Source organism: Paenibacillus sp. SAFN-054 (assembly GCF_051966755.1).
GTDB lineage: Bacteria > Bacillota > Bacilli > Paenibacillales > Paenibacillaceae > Paenibacillus_AQ.
Genome location: NZ_JBQCKS010000001.1, coordinates 783866 through 804382 on the forward strand (window position 1 = coordinate 783866; position 20517 = coordinate 804382).

The following is a 20517-nucleotide window of genomic DNA, read 5'->3' on the forward strand; positions in this document are numbered from 1 at the left end:
TTGGCAGAAGTGAAAATACCAAAACGCTTGACGACAGCGCTGGTCAATTCATTGACAGCAGGTGTCGTACCGCGAATCGGACTTGAGCATATCGCCGTGGGAAGAAAGCCGGAGGTTGAGGCCATTTTGCGGGATATGGACAATATCGCTGAGGGCGGCGCGGCCATGAAGCTGATTACGGGGCGGTACGGCAGCGGGAAAAGCTTTCTCCTGCAAACGATCCGCAATTATGCGCTCGACCGCGATTTCGTCACGGCAGATGCGGACCTCTCGCCTGAAAGAAGGCTGGTGGGTACGAAAGGACAGGGACTCGCTACCTACCGCGAATTGATGACCCATCTGTCCACGCGAACGCGTCCGGACGGAGGTGCGCTCGAGGCCGTCCTGCAAAAATGGATTTCCGGAATCCAGCAGGAGGCAATGAGGGACAGCGGGCTGCGTGCCGGCGATCCGGCGCTGACCGGCGAAGTGGAGAAGCGCATTTTCGAAGTGACGTCCGCGATGCAAAGTCTGGTGCACGGTTTTGATTTTGCGCGGGTGCTTGCTGCTTACTGGAATGGCTACAAGCTTGGGGAGGATGATCAGAAGCAGGCGGCGCTGCGCTGGCTGCGCGGCGAATTCCCGAATAAGACCGAGGCCAGAAAAGAACTGGACGTCGGCGTGATCATCGATGACGACAACTGGTACGACTATATGAAGCTGTGGTCGGAATTCATGGCGAAGATCGGCTACAAAGGGCTGCTGCTTTTTATTGACGAAGGCGTCAATTTATACAAAATATCAAACAGCGTATCGCGCACGAGCAATTATGAGAAACTGCTGACGATGTTCAATGATACGATGCAGGGCAAAGCCGAACATCTCGGGATATTCATGGGCGGGACCCCGCAGTTCGTGGAGGACGAGCGCCGCGGCTTGTTCAGCTATGAAGCCTTGAGATCCCGGCTCGTTGAAGGCCGGTATGCCGGACAGGGATACCGCAACTATACGGGTCCGATTCTGAAGCTGGATATGCTGTCCCATGAAGAAATTCTGATTCTGCTGCAGAAGCTGCTGCACATCCATGCGCTTCATTTCGGATATGCGCCATCGCTAACCGATGAGGATTTGATTCAGTTCATGGAATCGGCTGTCGGGCGAATGGGGGCGGACGAGCTGCTTACACCGCGCGAGGTGGTGCGCGACTTTATGGATTTGCTCCACACGCTTCATCAGAATCCGGAGGCATCCTTCGGCAAGCTGCTGGGAGAGCGCATGGCAGCACCGGCTGCCGCGGACCAGGAAAAGGATGATCTGGATGACTTTTTGGCGGAATTCGAGCTATGAGCAGCAGCGACAATCAGATTTTTTATCGTTTGGCTCCTTTTATACAGGAATTCATCTACCGGAAGCGCTGGGATTCGCTCCGTCCGGCGCAGGTTGAAGCCCTTAAGATTTGCATGGATTCTCCCCACCACATGCTGATCGCCGCGGGTACCGCTTCGGGAAAAACAGAGGCGGCGTTTTTCCCTGCCCTGACCGAGCTGCATGAACGTCCATCCGCATCCGTCGGCATCCTGTATATCGGACCGCTGAAGGCGCTCATTAATGACCAATTCGAACGGATCAAGGAACTGCTGCGGGACGGCAATATCCCGGTATGGCATTGGCATGGGGATGTTTCGCAGTCGGAAAAGAGCAAGCTCATGCGCAATCCGTCCGGCGTGCTGCAAATTACCCCCGAATCGCTGGAAGGACTGCTGATGAATCGTCCGAATGCGATTCCGGCCTTGTTCCATGATCTCCGGTATATCATCATTGATGAAGTCCATGCCTTCATGGGCGCGGACCGGGGAATTCAGGTACTGAGCCAAATGGCGCGCATCGAGACAATGACAGGCTGCTCACCGCGACGAGTCGGCTTGTCTGCGACGCTGAGCGACTATGATGCGGCCAAAGCCTGGCTTGGCGCCGGCAGCGCGAAGCCTGTCGATGCGGTAGCCGTGCCGGGCGGCCGCAAGCTGAGGCTGCGCGTCGAGCATTTCTCATTTCCGGATGCGCGCGACGAAGAGCAGGCGGAGCATCTGGCCAATGCGCGCAAGGCTTACTACAATTTTGTCTATGACAGCACGCATCTGAAGAAGGCGCTGGTGTTTACCAACAGCCGCTCCGACGCAGAGCTGACCACGCTGGAGCTGCGCAGGGTGGCAGCGCACCGCCATCAGCCGGATGTGTTCCATGTGCATCACGGCAGCATCTCGGCGATGCTGCGCGAAGAAGCGGAGGCAGCGCTGAAGAGCGGCCCCGGGCCAGCAGTCGCTGCGGCTACGCTGACGCTTGAGCTCGGGATCGATCTCGGCGAACTGGAACGGGTCGTGCAGCTTGGAGCTCCTTACAGCGCATCCAGCTTCGTACAGCGGCTGGGACGATCGGGCAGAAGGAACGATGCGCCATCCGAGATGCTGTTCGTCTGTCCCGAAGAGGAAGACGAGGATGCGATGCTGCCTGCACGGATGCCATGGACGCTGCTGCGGGCGATTGCCGTCATCGAGCTGTACGTCAAGGACCGCTGGGTTGAACCGCTCGATATCCGAAAGATGCCGATCGGCCTTCTGTATCATCAGACGATGAGCATACTGAAGAGCCGCGGAGAGGCTACGCCTGCGGAGCTGGCGGCCGATGTGCTGTCACTGCCTTCGTTCAGCGAGATCTCTCCAGACACCTATAAAGTGTTTCTGAATTATCTGCTCCAAACCGACCATATGGAGTGGACCGAACAGGAGAGCCTGATCATCGGCCTCACGGGCGAGAAAATCGTGAACAATTTTCGCTTCTACGCTGTGTTCAAGGATGATGAAGAACATGCCGTCTATAACGGCTCGGAGGAAATTGGATCGATCACGACCGTGCCGCCACCGGGTTACTGCTTCTCTCTGGCGGGAAAGCTGTGGAAGGTAACGGAAGTAGATACGAAGCATAAAGCCGTCTATGTAAAAGCAGCCCTGGGAAAAGTCGACACGCTATGGCTTGGGGCAGGCGGCGACATCCATTCCTTAGTCGTAAGGAAAATGCGCGAAGTGCTCGCTGATAGCACCCTGTATGCTTATCTGTCTCCGCAAGCGGTGAACCGTCTGGAGCGGGCACGCAGGCTGGCAAGAGAGAGCGGGCTTCTGAAATCGGTCGTGATCCCTGCCGGAGGCGATTCCATGTTTATTTTACCGTGGGTGGGAAGCAAGCCGTTTCGGACACTCGAACGTTTGTTGAAGAACAACTTGTCACAGCGGCTATCCCTCCGTTCCATCGTGCCCATGGAGCCCTATTATTTTGTCGTTGCCGGAAAAGCCGACAGTCAGGTTCTGCTGGAGCAAATCATGAAGGAAATCGCAGCATGCACCGATCCTTCAGTGCTTCTTGGACCCGATGAGGCTCCTTACCTTGGAAAATATGATGAATTCGTTTCTCCCGAGCTGGTTCGGCAAGCTTTTGCAGTGGATGGATTGGATGTCAACGGACTCAAGCGAGGATTGCGTGAGGCATTGGGGGAACCTGGCTCTCAAGGTTCGGCCTAAGCTTGGAAAGGCATCGGCATTTTCTAAGGAAATGCCATACACGCATACGGAAGATCCGGGGAACTGGATCTTCCGTTTTTTTATCTGTACAATGTCGTTTTGGCCGCAAATCGGCACTCGCTTCAATCCAAGCGGCACTTGCAGCCCTACTCCTTCATACTGTGAGACGTTGAATAACTATCAATGATCGCAATCGTATCGACGATTCCATCATACTCCATGGCGTGGAAGAGCAGAAGGTTTTTTGCGGCTTTATCACTTTTGGGAGCGTTGTTACTCAGTAACACCCGCTTTGTCATGTCAAATACATAGGTTAATGGTGCATCCGGGGAGGTGGGCATATGAATATCTCCATAAATGCTCTCAAACTGGTCTTTCCTCATGCCGATTTCAGCATTCAAGGCGGTTTTATAGTGGTCCTTTGCTTCTGCTCCCAACCTAAGGTACACAAGCTTGCCGTCCCGATAAGATGCACGAACACTAAAATGATATTCCATTTCACCGTTTCCCGATTGTTCTTTAACCTTACCCAATATCGCCTCTGCGTCCGCCTGCTTCATTCCATAATACAGCTTTCTTCCGTCCGTCTTGCTGACGATGCCGAAATCTTCCACGGTGTACTTCTTTTCATCCTTTTCGCTGCTGCAGCCTGCCAATGCAACGATGAACAAGATCAGAAGTGCGCAAGCGGTTCTCATCATTTCCCTCCTTGTTTGAATTTACTAAATTTTACAACAACTCCAACTGTCCGCCAATCGCCTTTTGGAATAACGGTTTGGAACATACATCAGAATCGCTTTCGCGATATTTCTTTATTTTCATTTATCCCGATAACTTACCCTATTGACGCTCGCAGTGAAAAAAGTGAATATAGTACATATCCTAACATTTAGCGTTACCGTATCGATTCGCGAGAGGAGGGAATTCATGAAGCTTGAACGCCTGATTTCCATGATTTATATGCTGTTGAACAACGAAATTTTGTCAGCATCGGCGCTGGCCGAGAAATATCAGGTGTCGCAGCGGACGATTTATCGCGATATAGACGCCATTTGTGCCGCGGGTATCCCGGTCGTCTCTTATCAGGGGGTGAATGGGGGCTACGGCATTATGGAAGAGTATAAAATGGATAAAAGCTTACTCGGAGCGCATGACGTGAATGCCATCGTGACCCTGCTCCGCAGTATGTCAACGATTTTTGAGGATGAGAAAGCCGAGGAAACAATACATAAGCTGCAAACCGTAAACAAAGATTCGCAAGCTTCTGCCATGTCTCTCGATATCGGCAGCTGGCGGCCCTATAACGAATCGCTCCGCATGATCAAGGATGCGATATCCAGCAAAAAGGTTCTGGAGTTCGATTATGTAAGCGCGAAAGGGGAACATGCGAAGCGGTTCGCCGAGCCGGTGAATTTGCAGTATAAATATGACACATGGTATTTGTACGCGTATTGCCGATTAAGAAACGGATACCGGGAATTCAAGCTCCCGAGAATCATGTCCCTCGTGGTTACCGGGGAGCATTTTCTGCAGCATCACGAACCGAAGGTTGCAAGGGGTTCTAACAGAACGACGAACGAGGGAGGCGGGGATTCCGGCTGCGACATTGTGTTGAAATTTTCATCCGAGTGTATGGCAAGAGCGTTGGACTTTTTTGCGGGGATGGAAAGGCAGTTTAACGCCGATGGTTCGCTCACCATTATTTTGAGGAATCAGCACATGGACCGCATGAAGTGGCTTTTACCAATCATGCTCAGCTTTGGAGACGGGGCTGAGATCCAGGAACCGACGGCACTTAGAAAAGAAATCCGGGGCATCATTAAAAAAACACTGGAGAAATATCGCGAAGTATGACAGTCAGCTGTCATACTTCTTTTTTTATGATATTCACAGGTCAAAGATATGGATGATGAGAATAGGAGTGAGGTATTGGAATGATGGAGCAAAAAAGCAGGCTGGCGATCGTGATCTCGGCGCTATTATTAGGCATCCTGATGGCGTCCATGGATAATTCGATCGTCGCGACGGCCATGGGCAGCATTGTAGGCGAAATTGGCGGAATGGACAAATTCGTCTGGGTCACCTCGGCTTACATGGTCGCGGAGATGGCAGGCATGCCGATCTTCGGCAAGCTGTCCGATATGTACGGAAGAAAAAGATTTTTCATATTCGGGATCATTCTGTTTATGATCGGATCGGCCTTGTGCGGAACGGCACAATCGATCACACAACTGGCGGTGTACCGGGCGGTCCAGGGGATCGGCGGCGGGGCATTGGTTCCGATTGCCTTTACCATCATGTTTGATACGGTTCCGCTTGAGAAAAGAGGAAAGCTGGGCGGATTGTTCGGTGCGGTGTTCGGTATCTCCAGTATTTTCGGACCGCTTTTGGGAGCTTATATAACAGACTACATCGCCTGGCAGTGGATATTCTACATCAACCTGCCGCTCGGCCTCGTGGCGCTGTGTATGATCGCGGCTTGTTACAAGGAATCTCATGAGCATTCCAAACAGCCGATCGACTGGGCCGGGGCGGTTACGCTGCTCGGAGCGGTCGTGTGTCTGATGTTTGCGCTCGAATTAGGCGGTAAGCAGTTAGCCTGGAATTCAGCCGAAATACTTAGCCTGTTTGGCGGCTTCACGCTGCTGACCGCAGCGTTCCTATACCTTGAGACCAAGGCTAAGGAGCCGATCATTACGTTCCAATTATTCAAAAACCGGGTCTATTCCACAAGCGTGATCATCGGCCTGTTCAGCGGAGCCGCATTTATCGCAGCATCGGTTTACATTCCGATTTATGTCCAAGGCGTTCTGGGCGGCTCGGCTACAAACTCGGGGATGGTTCTGCTTCCGATGATGTTTGCCTCAGTCGTCACCGCAACGCTGGGAGGAAGCATGATGAACCGGTATTCATACCGGTCGATCATGAGCAGTTCCTTGCTCGTAATGACGATTGGGATCCTGCTCCTTACGACACTAAACCCGGATTCTTCCCGGTTCACCGTGACGATGTATATGATTCTGGTCGGACTCGGAATTGGAGCATCCTTCTCGGTACTCGGCAATGCGTGTATTCATGGGTTGTCTTACCGGCAGCGGGGAACGGCGAGCTCCACCTTCAATTTCCTGCGCTCGCTCGGGATGACGCTTGGCATTACGATGTTCGGCATGATTCAGAATCACGCGTTTTCAGGTCAGATGAACGGGATTTTCAGCAGCAGAGGGGAAGTGCCTCAGGCTTTGCAAATGGAAGATCCGCACATTCTGTTATCCGAGCAGACTCGCGGATCCATTCCGGAGGAGGTGCTGACCGGCATAACCGGCGCCCTCTCTTCTTCCATAGCACAAACATTCACTTGGGCGATCCTTCCGGTGCTGCTGGCATTGGGTGCATCCTTGTTCATGGGCAGGTCGAAGCTGGATGCGACCGCGGAGGAGAGCGATCCGCTTGAGGGAGCCGATCCTTCCGGCGCCCAATCAAGGGTAGGTGATTACTCACCTGTTCAACCCTGACCGGATCGAGTCAAGCTAAATCGTCGACGGGATCGTTTGTACCAAAAAAAAGCATCTGCAGCTTCTGCCGCAGATGCTTTTGGTATGGGAATCTTTTTTATAAAATCCATGCCCCGATCAATCCGCTGACGATCCCTGCGAGGGCGACGCCACCGACGACGAAGGCCAGCACTTTTTTGGGAAAGGCTCTGCCGACAATCAGGACGGATGGAAGGCTGACCGCAGGAAGCGTTACGAGTAACGCCACAGCCGGACCGGTCCCAATGCCCAGCGTCAGAAAGGATTGGATAATCGGAATTTCAGCTGCCGTCGGAATGACGAACAAGGTGCCGACGATCGCAAAGACGATGATGGCTGCAATGCCGCCGCTCACCCATACGGGGAACATGGTCGATTGGAAGGCCCCAAGCAGCAGAACGGCGATCAGATATGCGGGGACAACGCTGAGAATCATGGTGCCCAGGCTTTTCATCCAGCGGATCAGGAAAGAGCCTTGCTCTGTCTGCTCTTCCGGAACGGTGGTTACGGATGCCGGGACCTCGGCTTTTCCGGCGAACCGGTTCGCAAAGTAGCTGACTCCAAAGGTGAGTACCAGTCCGAAGACGATCCGCAAGAGCGTGAACTTCCAGGAAAGGACGAATGCCATGAAGATCAGCGTCGCCGGATTAAGCAGCGGATTGCCGAGCCAAAAAGCCAGCGCAGCCCCGATCGAAACGTTGCGTTTGCGCAGACCGCTTGCAATGGGCGCGGCGCAGCAGGTGCACATCATGCCAGGCAGTGCAGACACACCTCCGATGAGGGTGCTTTTAAAGCCTGCTTTGCCAAGCTTCCGGTACAGCCAGTTGACGGGCAGCAGCACCTGTACCAATGAACCGAGCACAATGCCGAGAACCGCCGCTTTCCATACTGATTTGAAATAAGCTCGGGCGTATTCATATGCGGCATGCCAGGAAGGTCCACTCTGGTCCATGCCCAGGATCGACGATCCGATGGAGTGCTTGGACGCTGCCGTAAAGGCTTTATGGTAATAGGGCCACCACTTCACGTACAGCAAGCCGATGACCGCAATAATGACGAATACGAGTGCCATCCACATGGATTTTTTAGCAGAAGGACGGCGGGGCGTTGAACTGATAGGTGACATGTTTTTTCCTCCTTGATGAAACGAACAAGTATTTATTTTAGTCCTCTCTTTGAAAAATAACAAGAAAATATCCATTTTCAATATGGAAGTTACATTTTGTTTTCATTATTTTTCCTTTTTCATAACAAATCCTCATCAAAACAGATGAATGAGTGATAGGACACACAGGGGCTCCCATATAATGGATATTAACCGGAAAAGAAAGGAGGCTCACACACTCTGCGTACTCGTCTTCGCCCATTCGCAGCAATGCTACTCATTATGCTATTGGGCTGGATCATCCCCACGCCTGTGCATGCGGACACACAACGTGCGGGCAGCGATCTCATTATCGTCAACAAAAAAACGAATAAACTGGCTTTTTTTCAGAATGGATCCCTGATCAGGGAATTTCCAGTCGCCACCGGCAAAACGCCATCACTCACGCCGGAAGGCACGTTTGATATCGTCAACAAGATCAAAAACCGTCCGTATTACAAAGAAAAAATCCCGGGAGGAGATCCAAGAAACCCGCTCGGCGACCGCTGGATCGGGTTGGACGTCAACGGAACGAAAGGAACGACATATGCCATCCATGGAAACAGCAACAAAAACTCCATTGGCAAATATGTCAGTGCCGGCTGCATCCGTATGTATAACGATGACATTCATTGGCTTTTTCCAAAAATACAGCTTCATACGAAGGCCATCATTACATCATCTAAGCTTTCATTCGAAGACATTGCGCAAAAATCCGGCTACCGCGTCGGAGAACAAATATTTGAAGGGAGGCTGCTGATCGACAAGAAGGAAGCGGCAATGCGAAACGATATCATTCTGTATCAATCCCGGATATATATCCCATTGCGGGCAGGCATCGAATTGTTGGGCGGGGAGGTGCAGTGGAACGGACAGAATCAAACGGCCACCATCAAGATCGGCAATCGGACGATTGTCCATAAAGCGTTATCCAGCCAGGCCGTCGTGAACGGCAAGACCGTAAAGATCACGGCTTCCCGCATGCGGGATAACTCCCTGATGCTGCCGCTGAGAAATTTCTCGGAGTTATCGGGATACGGCGTGCAGTGGGATGGGGCTTCGAATACGGTGTCTATTACTTCTCCAAAATCACATTGAACCTCCAATGATCCGCGGCGACGCGGATTTTTTTCTGCTTTTTGTGGGTTTTGGATGGATGATGCATATTGTGGGGAGTGTATGGTACGGAGGTAGATGTATGCGAAAAATAGAGTACATGATGCGCCGCGGGCAGCAATCGAGGCGAATGTATGCGAAAAATCGAGTACATGATGCGCCGCAGGCAGTAACCGAGCCCAATGTATGCTGAAAATCGATTACATGGTGCGCCACAGGCAGCAATCGAGGCGAATGTATGCGAAAAATCGAGTACATGATGCGCCGCAGGCTGCAACCGAGGCGAATGTATGCGAGAAATCGAGTATATGATGCGCCGCGGGCAGCAATCGAGCCCAATGTATGCGGAAAATCGAGTACATGATGCGTCGCAGGCTGCAACCGAGCCCAATGTATGCGAAAAATCGAGTATATGATGCGCCGCGGACAGCAACCGACCCTAATGTATGCGGAAAATCGAGTATATGATGCGGCACAGGCAGTAACCGAGCCCAATGTATGCGAAAAATCGAGTATATAATGCGCCGCAGGCAGTAACCGAGCCAAATGTATGCGAAAAATTGAGTACATGTTGCGCCGCAGGCAGCAACCGAGGCGAATGTATGCGAAAAATCGAGTATATGATGCGCCGCAGGCAGCAACCGAGCCCAATGTATGCGAAAAATCGAGTACATAATGCGCCGCAGGCAGCAACCGAGCCCAATGTATGCGAATAATAGAGTACATGATGCGCCGCGGGCAGCAATCGTGGCGAATGTATGCGAATAATCGAGTACATGGTGCGCCGCGGACAGCAACCGAGCCAAATGTATGCGGAAAATCGAGTATATAATGCGCCGCAGGCAGCAACCGAGCCCAATGTATGCGAAAAATCGAGTACATGGTGCGCCGCACCCGAGCCTAATGTATGCGAATAATCGAGTACATGGTGCGCCGCGGCACGGCATAGGCTATGATCGAGTATTGACGAACCGTGAATATTCCCTATAAAATATGAGGGTTGCGTCACTTTACCATAGATCAATTAACCGCTTAGAGAGGCATCCCATGAACAGAAAAATGACAGACATTATGTTCCTTATTCTCGGGTCGTTTATTTTCGCGCTCGACATCAACCTGTTCGTCATTCCGCATGATTTGGCGGAGGGCGGCGTCACGGGAGTCACCATCATTCTTTATTATCTTTTCAAATGGTCGCCCGGTCTCGTAAACCTGATTCTGAACGCAATCCTGCTCCTCATTGGATATAAATTTCTGGACAAGCAGACGACTTGGTACACGGTGATCGCTATCGTATTCAATTCTCTCTTCCTTCATTTAACGGAGGACTGGACGATTGCATCGAATGAGCTGCTTCTGAACGCCGTATTCGGCGGCGTGTTCGCCGGCGTGGGAATCGGCCTGATCGTGCGCGCAGGGGGCACCACGGCAGGAAGCGTCATTCTGGCGCGAATCGCCCATAAATATTGGGACTGGAATATCAGTTATGCGCTGCTGTTCTTCGATTTGATCGTGGCCTTCTCATCGTTCTTCATTATTGGTGCCCAGAGCCTGATGCTGACCATCGTCATGCTGTTTGTCGGCACGAAGGTGATGGAATTTATCATTGAAGGCTTGAACCCCCGCAAGGCGGTGACGATCATTTCCAAGGAATATGACCACATCGCGCAAGAAATCAACATGAAGATGGAACGCGGGGTCACCGTCTTCCCTGGATACGGCTATTATACGAAATCGCCAAAAGAAGTCCTGTACGTCGTCATAAACAAGCAGGAAGTCCCTTTCCTTAAAAAAATCGTGAAATCCGTGGACAAGGACGCGTTCATTACGATTCACGATGTCAGGGATGTGTTTGGCGAAGGATTTATTGATTTGGCAAAATAGTCATTGATTTGGCAAAGTGAAATACGATCAACCACAAAAAAAAGCCCGATTTCCACCGGGCTTTTTTGGCGTTCCGGCGGAAATTTCGTTCTGCGGATATTTATCCGCGTGCCGCCGGCCCGTCAACCTGCGGTCAAGCATTGCCATCAGCGATGGAACGCACCTACAATAGAAAGAGGATCATGATTTGGAATTATGGGAGGTGCTGACAGCATGCTGCTTACCATGGAACCGATGGGCGATTCGGCTCTGCTGATTCAATTCGGTGATGTTATAGACGAAGGCGTGAACGCAGCAGTCCACGCTGCTGCGCTTGAGCTCGAACGGCATCCATTTGAAGGGTTTGTCGAGTGTGTGCCTTCTTTTACGACGCTGACCGTGTATTATGATCTCATGCATCTGAAGGCATGGCCCGCCAATCAAACGGCTTTCGATTGCGTTCGGGCCATTGTGACGGATCGTTTGCTGAACAGCGGGAAGGCATCGGCGAATCCGGTTCAGGTTGTCGAGATTCCAGTCTGCTACGGGGGAGAGTATGGACCCGATTTGACATATGTTGCGGAGAAGAACGGACTTAGTGAAAGCGAAGTGATCCGTATCCATGCGGGACAAGAATATCTTGTGTACGCGCTGGGGTTTGCTCCAGGGTTTCCCTACCTCGGCGGTGTTCCTGAGCGCATCGCTGCACCCAGAAAAACGACACCGCGGCTGCATATTCCAGCCGGCTCGGTCGGCATCGCGGGTACGCAGACGGGTATTTATCCTTTGAATACTCCGGGTGGCTGGCAACTCATCGGAAGGACGCCGCTTGCGCTGTTCCGTCCGGAGCAGGCGCTCCCCGTCCTGCTGCGCAGCGGACAAAGAATCCGCTTCAAAGCCATCAGCGCTGAGGAGTATGATCGATTGGCAGGTGGACACAAGTGAGTCTGGAAATTACGAAGAGGGGCCTGCTTGCAACGGTTCAGGATATGGGTAGACAGGGATACGGCAAGTATGGGATCAGCGGCTCGGGCGTTATGGACCGCAACGCGTATCGGTTGGCTAATTGGCTTGCAGGCAACCGTGGAAATGAGGCTGTTATAGAAATTACATGGTCCGGCTTTTCCGTGAAGTTCACCGAGGATACCCTGATTTCGATCGCCGGAGCGGATCTGGGCCCCGAAAGCGGGGGCATACCGGTACCGATGTGGCGGCCGGTCTTTATGCGCAGGGGAAGTGATTTGACATTCAAGCGGCCGGTATCCGGCTGCAGATCATACCTGGCGGTTCACGGGGGAATAGACGTGCCGGAGGTCATGGGCAGCCGCAGCACATACCTTCGCGCAGGCATTGGAGGCCTGAAAGGCAGGGCGTTGGAATCCGGCGACGTTCTTCGCGCAACTTCAGACACTGCCAAACTATGCTGGACGATCCCGGACGGAGTGAATTTTCGGTCGGTCAAATGGTCTGCCGCCCCCCGTCACGCTGATGGTTATGCTCAGCAAACGGTCCGAGTCACGCGCGGCCGTCAAGCAGAAGACTTTCTTGACTCTGCCATCGGCCTTTTCTTTGAGGGAGAGTATAGGGTGAAGCCCGAATCCGACAGGATGGGATATCGGCTATCCGGTCCTGCTTTGCCGCTGAAGACGCCGCGGGAGTATGTTTCCGAAGGAGTTACGGCAGGAACGGTTCAAGTGCCTGCGGACGGCCAGCCCATCATTCTGATGGCGGACAGGCAGACGCTCGGAGGCTACCCTAAAATTGCGCAGGTCGCTTCGGTCGATCTGCCGCTCGTTGCTCAAATGCCGCCCCGCGGAGTCATCCGGTTCCGCGAGATTTCCCAGGCGGAGTCGGAACTTCTGTACGTGGAGCAGGAGCATCGGATGCAAAGACTGAAAAGAATGATCGACTGGAAGCTGAAGGAGGAGTTCCATGCCAACCATTGATTTGAACTGCGATATGGGCGAAAGCTTTGGCCGCTACGTGCTGGGGGCCGATTCGGAAATGATGAAGGAGATTACATCCGTCAATATCGCCTGCGGCTATCATGCGGGAGATCCCGCCGTGATGCGCCAAACGGTCCGCATGGCGATCCAGAATGGCGTCTCCATCGGAGCTCATCCGGGATTTCCCGATTTGGCAGGCTTCGGCAGGAGACGGATGGAGGTGTCCCCGGGCGAGGCGTATGACATGGTAACGTACCAAATCGGGGCTCTGCTCGGGTTCATCAAGCAGGAGGGCGGCTTACTGAGACATGTAAAAGCACATGGAGCGCTGTACAATATGGCTGCAACGGATCATGCTTTGGCCGAGGCAGTCGCCGGAGCGGTTCATGCCATCGATCCTTCTGTGATCCTGTACGGGCTTGCAGGCAGCGAGCTGATCCGTGCGGGGCAGAAATACGGGCTTGCGACGGCTTCGGAAGTATTCGCGGACCGCACTTATCAAGATAACGGCACGTTGACGCCAAGGAGCATGCCGGGATCGCTGATTGAAGACCCGGTACAGGCCGTTGGACAGGTACTGCAAATGGTCAGGGACGGCGAGGTGACGACGCGCAGCGGCAATAAAATGATGATTCATGCCGACACGGTATGCATCCATGGGGACGGGGAACATGCCCTCTCTTTTGCCAGATTGCTCCGCTCGGCTCTTCGCCAGGAGAACATCACGATCCAAGCATTAAGAACGACATGAGGGAGGCAATCACGTGAAAATTCTGGTTACTGCATTTGAAGCTTTTGGCGGTGATACCGTCAATCCGACGCAAAGGCTGATCGAGGATCTGGCCCGGGAGAAGATCGAAGGGGCCGATATTCATACGCTGCTGCTTCCGGTAATTTTTGATGAATCCTCAGAAAAGCTGATACAGGCCGTCAAATCATTGCAGCCTGACGCCGTTATATGCTGCGGTTTGGCATCGGGGCGGACGTCCATTACACCGGAACAGATCGCCATTAATCTGAAAGAGGTTCCACGGGAATCCGTTGTAGCGGACAATGCCGGGAACCGTCCCTACAACGAGGCGATCAACCCGTACGGCCCCGATGGATTATTTACCCGGCTGCCGATCCGCGATATGGTTGAAGCGATGCGGATGAAAGGAATTCCGGCCTCCATTTCCTACTCCGCAGGCACTTTTATTTGCAATAATACGATGTATGCCCTTCTGGATTACATCCGCCTGCATGATCCCCAGATCGCCGGGGGGTTCGTTCATTTCCCCGCTTCCGAGGAGATGGCCATCCAGAAGCCTCAACTGCCTTCGTTATCGCATGATACGATGCTGAACGGTTTAAAGACGATGGTACATACGTTGATACAACAACTTTAGATAGTTGTCTTTTGATTTGCCCATGCGGAAGCGTGGGCTTCTTTTATAGAGAAGGGTTTACAGCAATTAACAGCTTCTTTTCAATAAAAATGATTGACAAGAGGGCTCTTGGAACAGCTATAATATGTAGACCGATCACTATAATCAAAGGTGGTGAATACCGATGGCAGGCAAGCCCAATTCACGAGAATCCATACTGGATACGGCATCCAAGCTGTTCTTCAGTCAGGGTTACCATGGAACGGGATTGAATCAGATCATCAAGGAAAGCTGCTGCCCGAAAGGATCCCTTTATTATTATTTTCCGGAAGGCAAAGAAGAGCTGGCGCTTAAATGCATTCACCGTTCGAAGATGCTCGTGGCGGATAAATGGAACGATGTATTCGAGCAGATCCCCGATCCGGTACAGGCGGTTCAGCAATTCATTGAAAATATGGCGAAAGAAGCGTTTGAATCCGATTTTGAAGGCTTCATTCCGTTCAGCTTCTGGATGGCGGTCGAAACTTCGGCAATCAGCAATTCGTTAAGGGAAGCATGCCAGGACGTGCTGGCGACTTGGCAGAACATTATTTCCGGCAGGCTGGTTCGGGAAGGGCTTGAACCCCGGCGTGCCGATGAAGCGGCTGAAGTGTTACTGTCGATGCTGGAAGGGGCATTGATCTTGGCCTTAACGAACAGAGATACACGTCATATTTTACTGATTTCGAAGTATGCGGGTTTACTTCTGAACGAAGTGCTTGGTCGAGGACAAATTTAGATAGAGACATATGGAGGATGAGAATTTGGAAGCAACCATACATCACAAGAATGAACAAACGCAAGAACAAAAGAAATTTAAAGTCATTCCGATCATGATCGCCCTCTTGATCAGCGGTTTTATCGGGATGTTCAGTGAAACGGCGCTCAACGTAGCTTTGAGCGATTTGATGACGCTGCTGCATATCGAGCCGGCAACGGTACAATGGCTGACAACCGGTTATCTGCTCACGCTCGGTATTCTCGTGCCTGTTTCCGGATTGATTCTTCAGTGGTTTACGACGAGACAGCTGTTCGTGACGGCGATCGCCTTCTCGATACTCGGAACGCTCATCGCGGCGCTTGCTCCGAATTTCGAAATGTTGATGCTGGCACGCGTTGTCCAAGCCATTGGTACAGGCATTATGCTGCCGCTGATGTTCAATACGATTTTGGTCATTTTTCCCCCGGAAAAAAGAGGGGCAGCCATGGGCATCATTGGACTCGTCATTATGTTCGCGCCAGCGATCGGGCCTACGATTGCCGGCCTGTTGATCGAGCACTTAAGCTGGCACTGGATTTTCTGGCTGTCGCTACCATTCCTCGTTATTGCACTCATTTGCGGTATTCTGTTCATGCAAAATGTCTCGAAGATTACAAAGCCTAAAATCGACGTGCTGTCGATCATCTTGTCTTCCTTGGGCTTTGGCGGCATCGTATTCGGCTTCAGCAGTGCCGGCGAGGGAAGCGGAGGCTGGACAAGCACGAAAGTCATCGCAGCCCTTGCGATCGGGGTCGTTGCTCTGATCCTCTTCTCCTGGCGCCAGCTGCGGATGAAAGAGCCGATGATTAATTTGCGGGCATTCAAATACCCGATGTTCACGCTCGGCACGCTGATGGTATTCATCAGCATGATGATCATTCTGTCATCCATGCTTGTACTGCCGATGTTCCTGCAGATGGGCTTTGGCAAGACGGCATTCTATGCAGGCTTGATTATGCTTCCCGGAGGTATCATCAATGGTATCATGTCGCCGATCATGGGACGCCTGTTCGACAAGTACGGTCCCAAGTGGCTCGTATTCCCCGGTTTCCTGATCGCCGCCGCCATGCTGTGGTTCTTCTCGGGCGTTACGCCGACCTCGGCGGTCTTTCTCGTCATTGTGCTGCATTCATGCCTGATGATCGGGATATCCATGATCATGATGCCGGCGCAGACGAACGGTTTGAACCAGCTGCCTCAGCAGTACTATCCGGATGGAACGGCCATCATGAACACGCTGCAGCAGGTTGCCGGCGCCATCGGTACGGCGCTCGCGGTCAGCATCATGACGGCGGGGCAAACGCGTTACGTGAACAATCATCCGGACAATCCGAATTTGCTCGACGCACTGACGTCCGGCGTACAAGGCGCATTTATCTTCGGCATGATCGTCGCGATCATCGGTTTTGTCGCGGCGCTGTTTATCAAACGGGTAAGAGTAAAATAAATCGAGCAGCTGCCGGGAATTCCCGGCAGCTTTTTGATTTCTCAAAAGTTTTTTCCTGATAATTCCGGTTCTAAATCCGTCGTAGCATTTTGTTCATAATCGTACTAAGATAGACTTTGTGACAAATGATACAAAGAAGGGGATTTTACAATATGGCAGTACGAAGTAAAGAAGAGGTCTATGACTTTCTATCCCGGGCAGAAGTCGTTGCTGTGGGGACCTCGAATATGGGTTCGCCGCGGCAGCGGATGATGCATTTTGCCGTGGACGAACAATTCAACATATATGTTTCAAGCATGAAAGGCGATCCGAAGGTCATTCAATGGAGCAACATACCGGAAACGGCCATGCTCATCCATCAAGGCGAAGAATTCATCAAGATGGAGGAATGCGAAATTATCGGTAGAGCAGAGGTGCTGAAAGATCAGAGCGAAAGGGATAAGGCCGCACTGCTTCTGAAAACCCGTTCTCCGATCGTCGGGCAGTTCACGGAAATCGGTGCCCTGGACCGGCTCGAGTTCATTTGCATCCGTCCGTTTACCGTGAAATACCGTTATGTACCGGAGATACTCCAAGGCGAGCCGCCAACCGTATTTGAATTTCATGAGAACCGCGAAGCCGTCAGCGTCTGGGATGACGTACGCGCGAAAGCGAGAGCCTGGAAGGAAGCGGTTCGTCCGTTATCGCTCACGGCGTCCCTCGTGCCGATTCTCCTCGGCGGAGCGCTCGCTTTGTCTCTGACGCATACACTGCATGCGGGCATGTTCATCCTGACCTTGATTGGGGCGATCCTGATTCAGGCGGGCACCAACATGATCAACGACTGGAAGGATGCCGAACGGGACAATGACAACATCGGCGGCATGCGCCCATTCACCGGCGGGTCGAGAATGATCCAGCTGGGATTGATCTCCAGGGCGGACATGGGATTTTTCGGCCTGTTATTGTCCATCGTTGCGGCCCTGATCGGCGTGTATCTGGTTGTCATCAGCGGCTGGCAGCTGATACCACTGATCTTGTACGGCGTTTTTGCAGGTTTGTTTTATACGAATGAAAAGGGTAAGTTCTCATTTATTAACATTGCACCAGGCATTGCCGAAATTCTGATCGCGACGACCTACGGTGTCTTCATGACGATGGGCGCTTATTTCGTACAGACCGGTTCTTATTCCTTCAAAGCATTCCTGATCTCGCTCCCGGTGGCCTTGTTCGTTTCCAACGTGCTGCTGATCAACCAGTTTCCGGATGCCGAATCGGATGCGAAGACAGGTAAGAATACGCTTGTGGTCCGGCTTGGCAAACGCAAATCCAAAAATGTCCTAACTTTCTGCTTTGTGCTGGGGTACATGATTATCGCTTTGCTGCCGATCCTTCATTATGCTCCTTACACGCTTTATTTTGCTTTCCTGTCGATTCCGTTCGCGGGTCAGGCTATCCGGTATGTGTGGTCCAATTACGATAAGAATGCGGCGGATATCATTCCGAGCAACGCGCATACGGCCATCAACCATTTGTTTACCGGGCTGCTCTTTGTATTCGCGTATTTGCTGACGGAGCTGAATATCATCGTTCCGCTTGTGTATTTGGCCGTATCCTTTCTTTTCATTTTCTGGGTCTGGAACTACATCGAACGGCAGCGCCGGGTGATGAACGATTTCCGTAACGCCTTCAAAAAATAATCACTTCCTCTTTAGCCGCAGAATGCCGCTCCGTTTGGAGCGGCACTTTTATTTGAGCAAATATGCGCATTCAATTAACCTTTTGCTTCCCGGACGCGTCAAATAGATAGGTGTCGATGCAAAGGAGGATGTAGGTGTGAATAGAATTCGAAATTTGATCATGGCGTCGGTTATTCTGCTGGGTGCAGCCCAGACAAGCGAAGCTTTGGCTGCCTCGCGTGAAGCGAGCTTCACGGATGTTCCCAAGAAACATTGGAGCCATGAATATGTGGCATGGGCCGCTGGGAACCGCATTATCACAGGGTACACTGATGGCACGTTCCACCCGGACGGTGCCGTGAAGCCAAATGAGTTCGTGGCCATGTTGATACGCACATACCAGCCTGCGGATTTCAAGCAGAATGCCGGAGCGAAGAATTGGGCAGAGCCTTACCTCGCCTATTGGCAAAAGCTTGGCTGGGAGCTGCCTTCATCGAAAAGCGGCTTAACTCGGGGAGAAGCTGCCATCTTGATGATTAACGCTGCTGGTAAGGAAATGCCCCTCCAGAATGCCGTCGAATATTTGCTGGCTAGCGGCATTTCGGAAGGCAAAGAGGACGGCACGGCGGCAGGTTTTAAGCCTGGGGATCCTTTGACCCGCGCCGAAGCCATCACGTTCCTGAAACGCTTCAAGGAGTTCAATGCCAAGCTGCATGTCAAGCCACTCCAGGATACATTCTTATATGAGAACCCAACTTATAGCTTCACGCTGCGTCTTCCCAAGAGCTGGGAAGGAGAATATGAAGTGAAGCAGACTTCCTTCCCGGATGCGGAAACCGTAAACCTTGACTTCGTCCATACCCTCAACAAGGAATATGGCGGTGTGGTTTTCACGGTCTCGATCGTTTCTCCGAAACAATATGCGCAAATGGTGGAGGACGGCGTGGTCCGCATGACCAAGCTGGGGGCATCCGGTCAACAAGTCTTTACTCTGGTTCTTCCGGGGGATGTCCAATTCGATCCAAACGATCATTACAGGGCAGCTGAATACCAGTCGATGGTCGACGCGATTCCGGCCGTCCGCAGCTCCTTTAAATTAAGGCTCTGTAAAGTTGTAGTAAAACTTAACGGATGCTTGGAGAGCGTATAAAACCTATGCAAAAGAGAAGGGCTTAGAGCATTATCGGATTAAATCAGACGGTTGCAAACATGTTATCAAAGGCTTGTATCACATTCAAAATGTCAATGGTCTCCATTCTCGTTTGAAGCAATGGATAGACCGCTTTAAAGGTGTGGCTACGAAATATCTTGATAATTACCTTGCATGGTTCTTATTTGTTGATAGTCGTAGTAATGAAAGCACGAAACAGCATATAAAAGAATTTCTATTAACATCATTTGTATATGAAATGACAGACACATATGAAAGTTTACGACTTTCAAAATCCAATGTAGAGATAAATATACGAAAAGAATTGGGGGGGAAATGTATGTCACAAAATGGAATTGTTTTAGTAGCAAGTGTCTCAGTCTTTAGTGATGATAAAGTCTTGATTATCAGAGAGAATAAACCTACTGCTTTTAATAAGTGGAACTTTCCGGGTGGACATATCGAATATGGTGAAGACATTCTCTATTCAGCTCGGAGGGAAGTTAAAGAGGAAACGGGGTTTGATGTCAACCTGATTGGTACTACTGGTGTATATAATTTTATAAGTAGTTCGAACGATCAAGTTATCTTATTTCATTTTATTGGTGAAGTTACTGGAGGTTCTTTAAATCTCGAAGAGGATGAAATTACAGACAGTAAATGGATAAAAATAAATGAACTTGTAACATTTGAAAATGAGGACTTACGAGAACCAAATGTAATAAAGCAAATAATTGATAACCTCTTAAAAGAGAGTTTTCACTCAATTAGTGTGTTTAATAAACAACTTAAAAATATTTCTAATTGAGTTAACGGTGATGGTTAGTTAAACAAGAATGGAGGAAACTCAAAAAATAGGGTTTCCTACAATTTTTATGTATTATCAACATTAAGATTTAACAAAGCCTAAATTAAAATCAATTATAGAGTTTGTAAAAACCATTCCCTG

The 20517-nt window shown here is 51.2% G+C and carries 17 protein-coding genes and 1 pseudogene; 16 read left to right on the forward strand and 2 right to left on the reverse strand.

Annotated features, from left to right (window positions below; genetic code table 11):
* Entirely contained in the window at positions 1-1326 is a 1326-nt protein-coding gene (locus tag ACTHPM_RS03775; protein ID WP_440395341.1) for an ATP-binding protein, read from the forward strand.
* On the forward strand, positions 1323-3548 hold the full coding sequence (locus ACTHPM_RS03780; protein ID WP_440393841.1) for a DEAD/DEAH box helicase: 2226 nt from the start codon (positions 1323-1325) through the stop codon (positions 3546-3548). The genes ACTHPM_RS03775 and ACTHPM_RS03780 overlap by 4 nt, the downstream gene beginning before the upstream one ends.
* A 146-nt stretch (positions 3549-3694) precedes the next feature.
* Here ACTHPM_RS03780 and ACTHPM_RS03785 read toward each other — a convergent pair whose 3' ends face one another.
* Positions 3695-4219: a hypothetical protein gene (locus tag ACTHPM_RS03785; RefSeq protein WP_440393842.1), complete on the reverse strand. Its 525-nt coding sequence runs from the start codon at positions 4217-4219 to the stop codon at positions 3695-3697.
* A gap of 256 nt (positions 4220-4475) precedes the next feature.
* Here ACTHPM_RS03785 and ACTHPM_RS03790 point away from each other — a divergent pair, with 256 nt between their 5' ends.
* Positions 4476-5402 carry a helix-turn-helix transcriptional regulator gene (locus ACTHPM_RS03790; protein WP_440393843.1) on the forward strand — a complete coding sequence of 309 codons (927 nt, stop codon included), beginning with the start codon at positions 4476-4478 and terminating at the stop codon, positions 5400-5402.
* Between the two features lie 80 nt (positions 5403-5482).
* Positions 5483-7060: an MDR family MFS transporter gene (locus tag ACTHPM_RS03795; RefSeq protein ID WP_440393844.1), complete on the forward strand. Its 1578-nt coding sequence runs from the start codon at positions 5483-5485 to the stop codon at positions 7058-7060.
* A gap of 97 nt (positions 7061-7157) precedes the next feature.
* Here the strand turns inward: ACTHPM_RS03795 and ACTHPM_RS03800 are convergent, their stop codons facing one another.
* Positions 7158-8204 (reverse strand): permease, encoded by a 1047-nt coding sequence (locus tag ACTHPM_RS03800; protein WP_440393845.1) that lies wholly within the window; start codon positions 8202-8204, stop codon positions 7158-7160.
* Positions 8205-8465: 261 nt separating this feature from the next.
* On the opposite strand from ACTHPM_RS03800, the gene ACTHPM_RS03805 reads away from it, so the two are divergent.
* The 12 genes and pseudogenes from ACTHPM_RS03805 (at position 8466) to ACTHPM_RS03860 (ending at position 20376) form a co-directional block, all read left to right on the forward strand.
* Positions 8466-9320, forward strand: a complete 855-nt coding sequence (locus ACTHPM_RS03805) for a L,D-transpeptidase family protein (protein ID WP_440393846.1) — start codon at positions 8466-8468, stop codon at positions 9318-9320.
* A gap of 1065 nt (positions 9321-10385) precedes the next feature.
* Positions 10386-11222: a YitT family protein gene (locus tag ACTHPM_RS03810; protein ID WP_440393847.1), complete on the forward strand. Its 837-nt coding sequence runs from the start codon at positions 10386-10388 to the stop codon at positions 11220-11222.
* 213 nt (positions 11223-11435) lie between these two features.
* A complete protein-coding gene (pxpB, locus tag ACTHPM_RS03815; protein ID WP_440393848.1) occupies positions 11436-12146 on the forward strand; it encodes a 5-oxoprolinase subunit PxpB in 711 nt (236 codons plus the stop codon).
* Positions 12143-13147 (forward strand): biotin-dependent carboxyltransferase family protein, encoded by a 1005-nt coding sequence (locus ACTHPM_RS03820; protein ID WP_440393849.1) that lies wholly within the window; start codon positions 12143-12145, stop codon positions 13145-13147. The genes pxpB and ACTHPM_RS03820 overlap by 4 nt, the downstream gene beginning before the upstream one ends.
* Positions 13134-13898: a LamB/YcsF family protein gene (locus ACTHPM_RS03825; protein ID WP_440393850.1), complete on the forward strand. Its 765-nt coding sequence runs from the start codon at positions 13134-13136 to the stop codon at positions 13896-13898. The genes ACTHPM_RS03820 and ACTHPM_RS03825 overlap by 14 nt, the downstream gene beginning before the upstream one ends.
* 13 nt (positions 13899-13911) lie before the next feature.
* Positions 13912-14535 (forward strand): pyroglutamyl-peptidase I, encoded by a 624-nt coding sequence (gene pcp, locus ACTHPM_RS03830; protein WP_440393851.1) that lies wholly within the window; start codon positions 13912-13914, stop codon positions 14533-14535.
* A gap of 163 nt (positions 14536-14698) precedes the next feature.
* Positions 14699-15292, forward strand: coding sequence for a TetR/AcrR family transcriptional regulator (locus ACTHPM_RS03835; protein WP_440393852.1), 594 nt, complete (start codon positions 14699-14701; stop codon positions 15290-15292).
* A 94-nt stretch (positions 15293-15386) separates the two neighbouring features.
* Positions 15387-16760: a DHA2 family efflux MFS transporter permease subunit gene (locus tag ACTHPM_RS03840; protein WP_440395342.1), complete on the forward strand. Its 1374-nt coding sequence runs from the start codon at positions 15387-15389 to the stop codon at positions 16758-16760.
* A gap of 152 nt (positions 16761-16912) precedes the next feature.
* Positions 16913-18439, forward strand: a complete 1527-nt coding sequence (locus ACTHPM_RS03845; protein WP_440393853.1) for a UbiA family prenyltransferase — start codon at positions 16913-16915, stop codon at positions 18437-18439.
* Positions 18440-18599: 160 nt separating this feature from the next.
* On the forward strand, positions 18600-19568 hold the full coding sequence (locus ACTHPM_RS03850; protein ID WP_440395343.1) for an S-layer homology domain-containing protein: 969 nt from the start codon (positions 18600-18602) through the stop codon (positions 19566-19568).
* Positions 19543-19872, forward strand: a pseudogene (locus tag ACTHPM_RS03855) (IS1595 family transposase); the annotation flags it as partial. The gene ACTHPM_RS03850 and the pseudogene ACTHPM_RS03855, both read left to right, overlap by 26 nt.
* A 36-nt stretch (positions 19873-19908) precedes the next feature.
* Complete coding sequence (locus ACTHPM_RS03860) at positions 19909-20376, forward strand: NUDIX hydrolase (RefSeq protein ID WP_440395344.1); 468 nt, start codon at positions 19909-19911, stop codon at positions 20374-20376.
* The last annotated feature ends 141 nt before the right edge of the window (positions 20377-20517 follow it).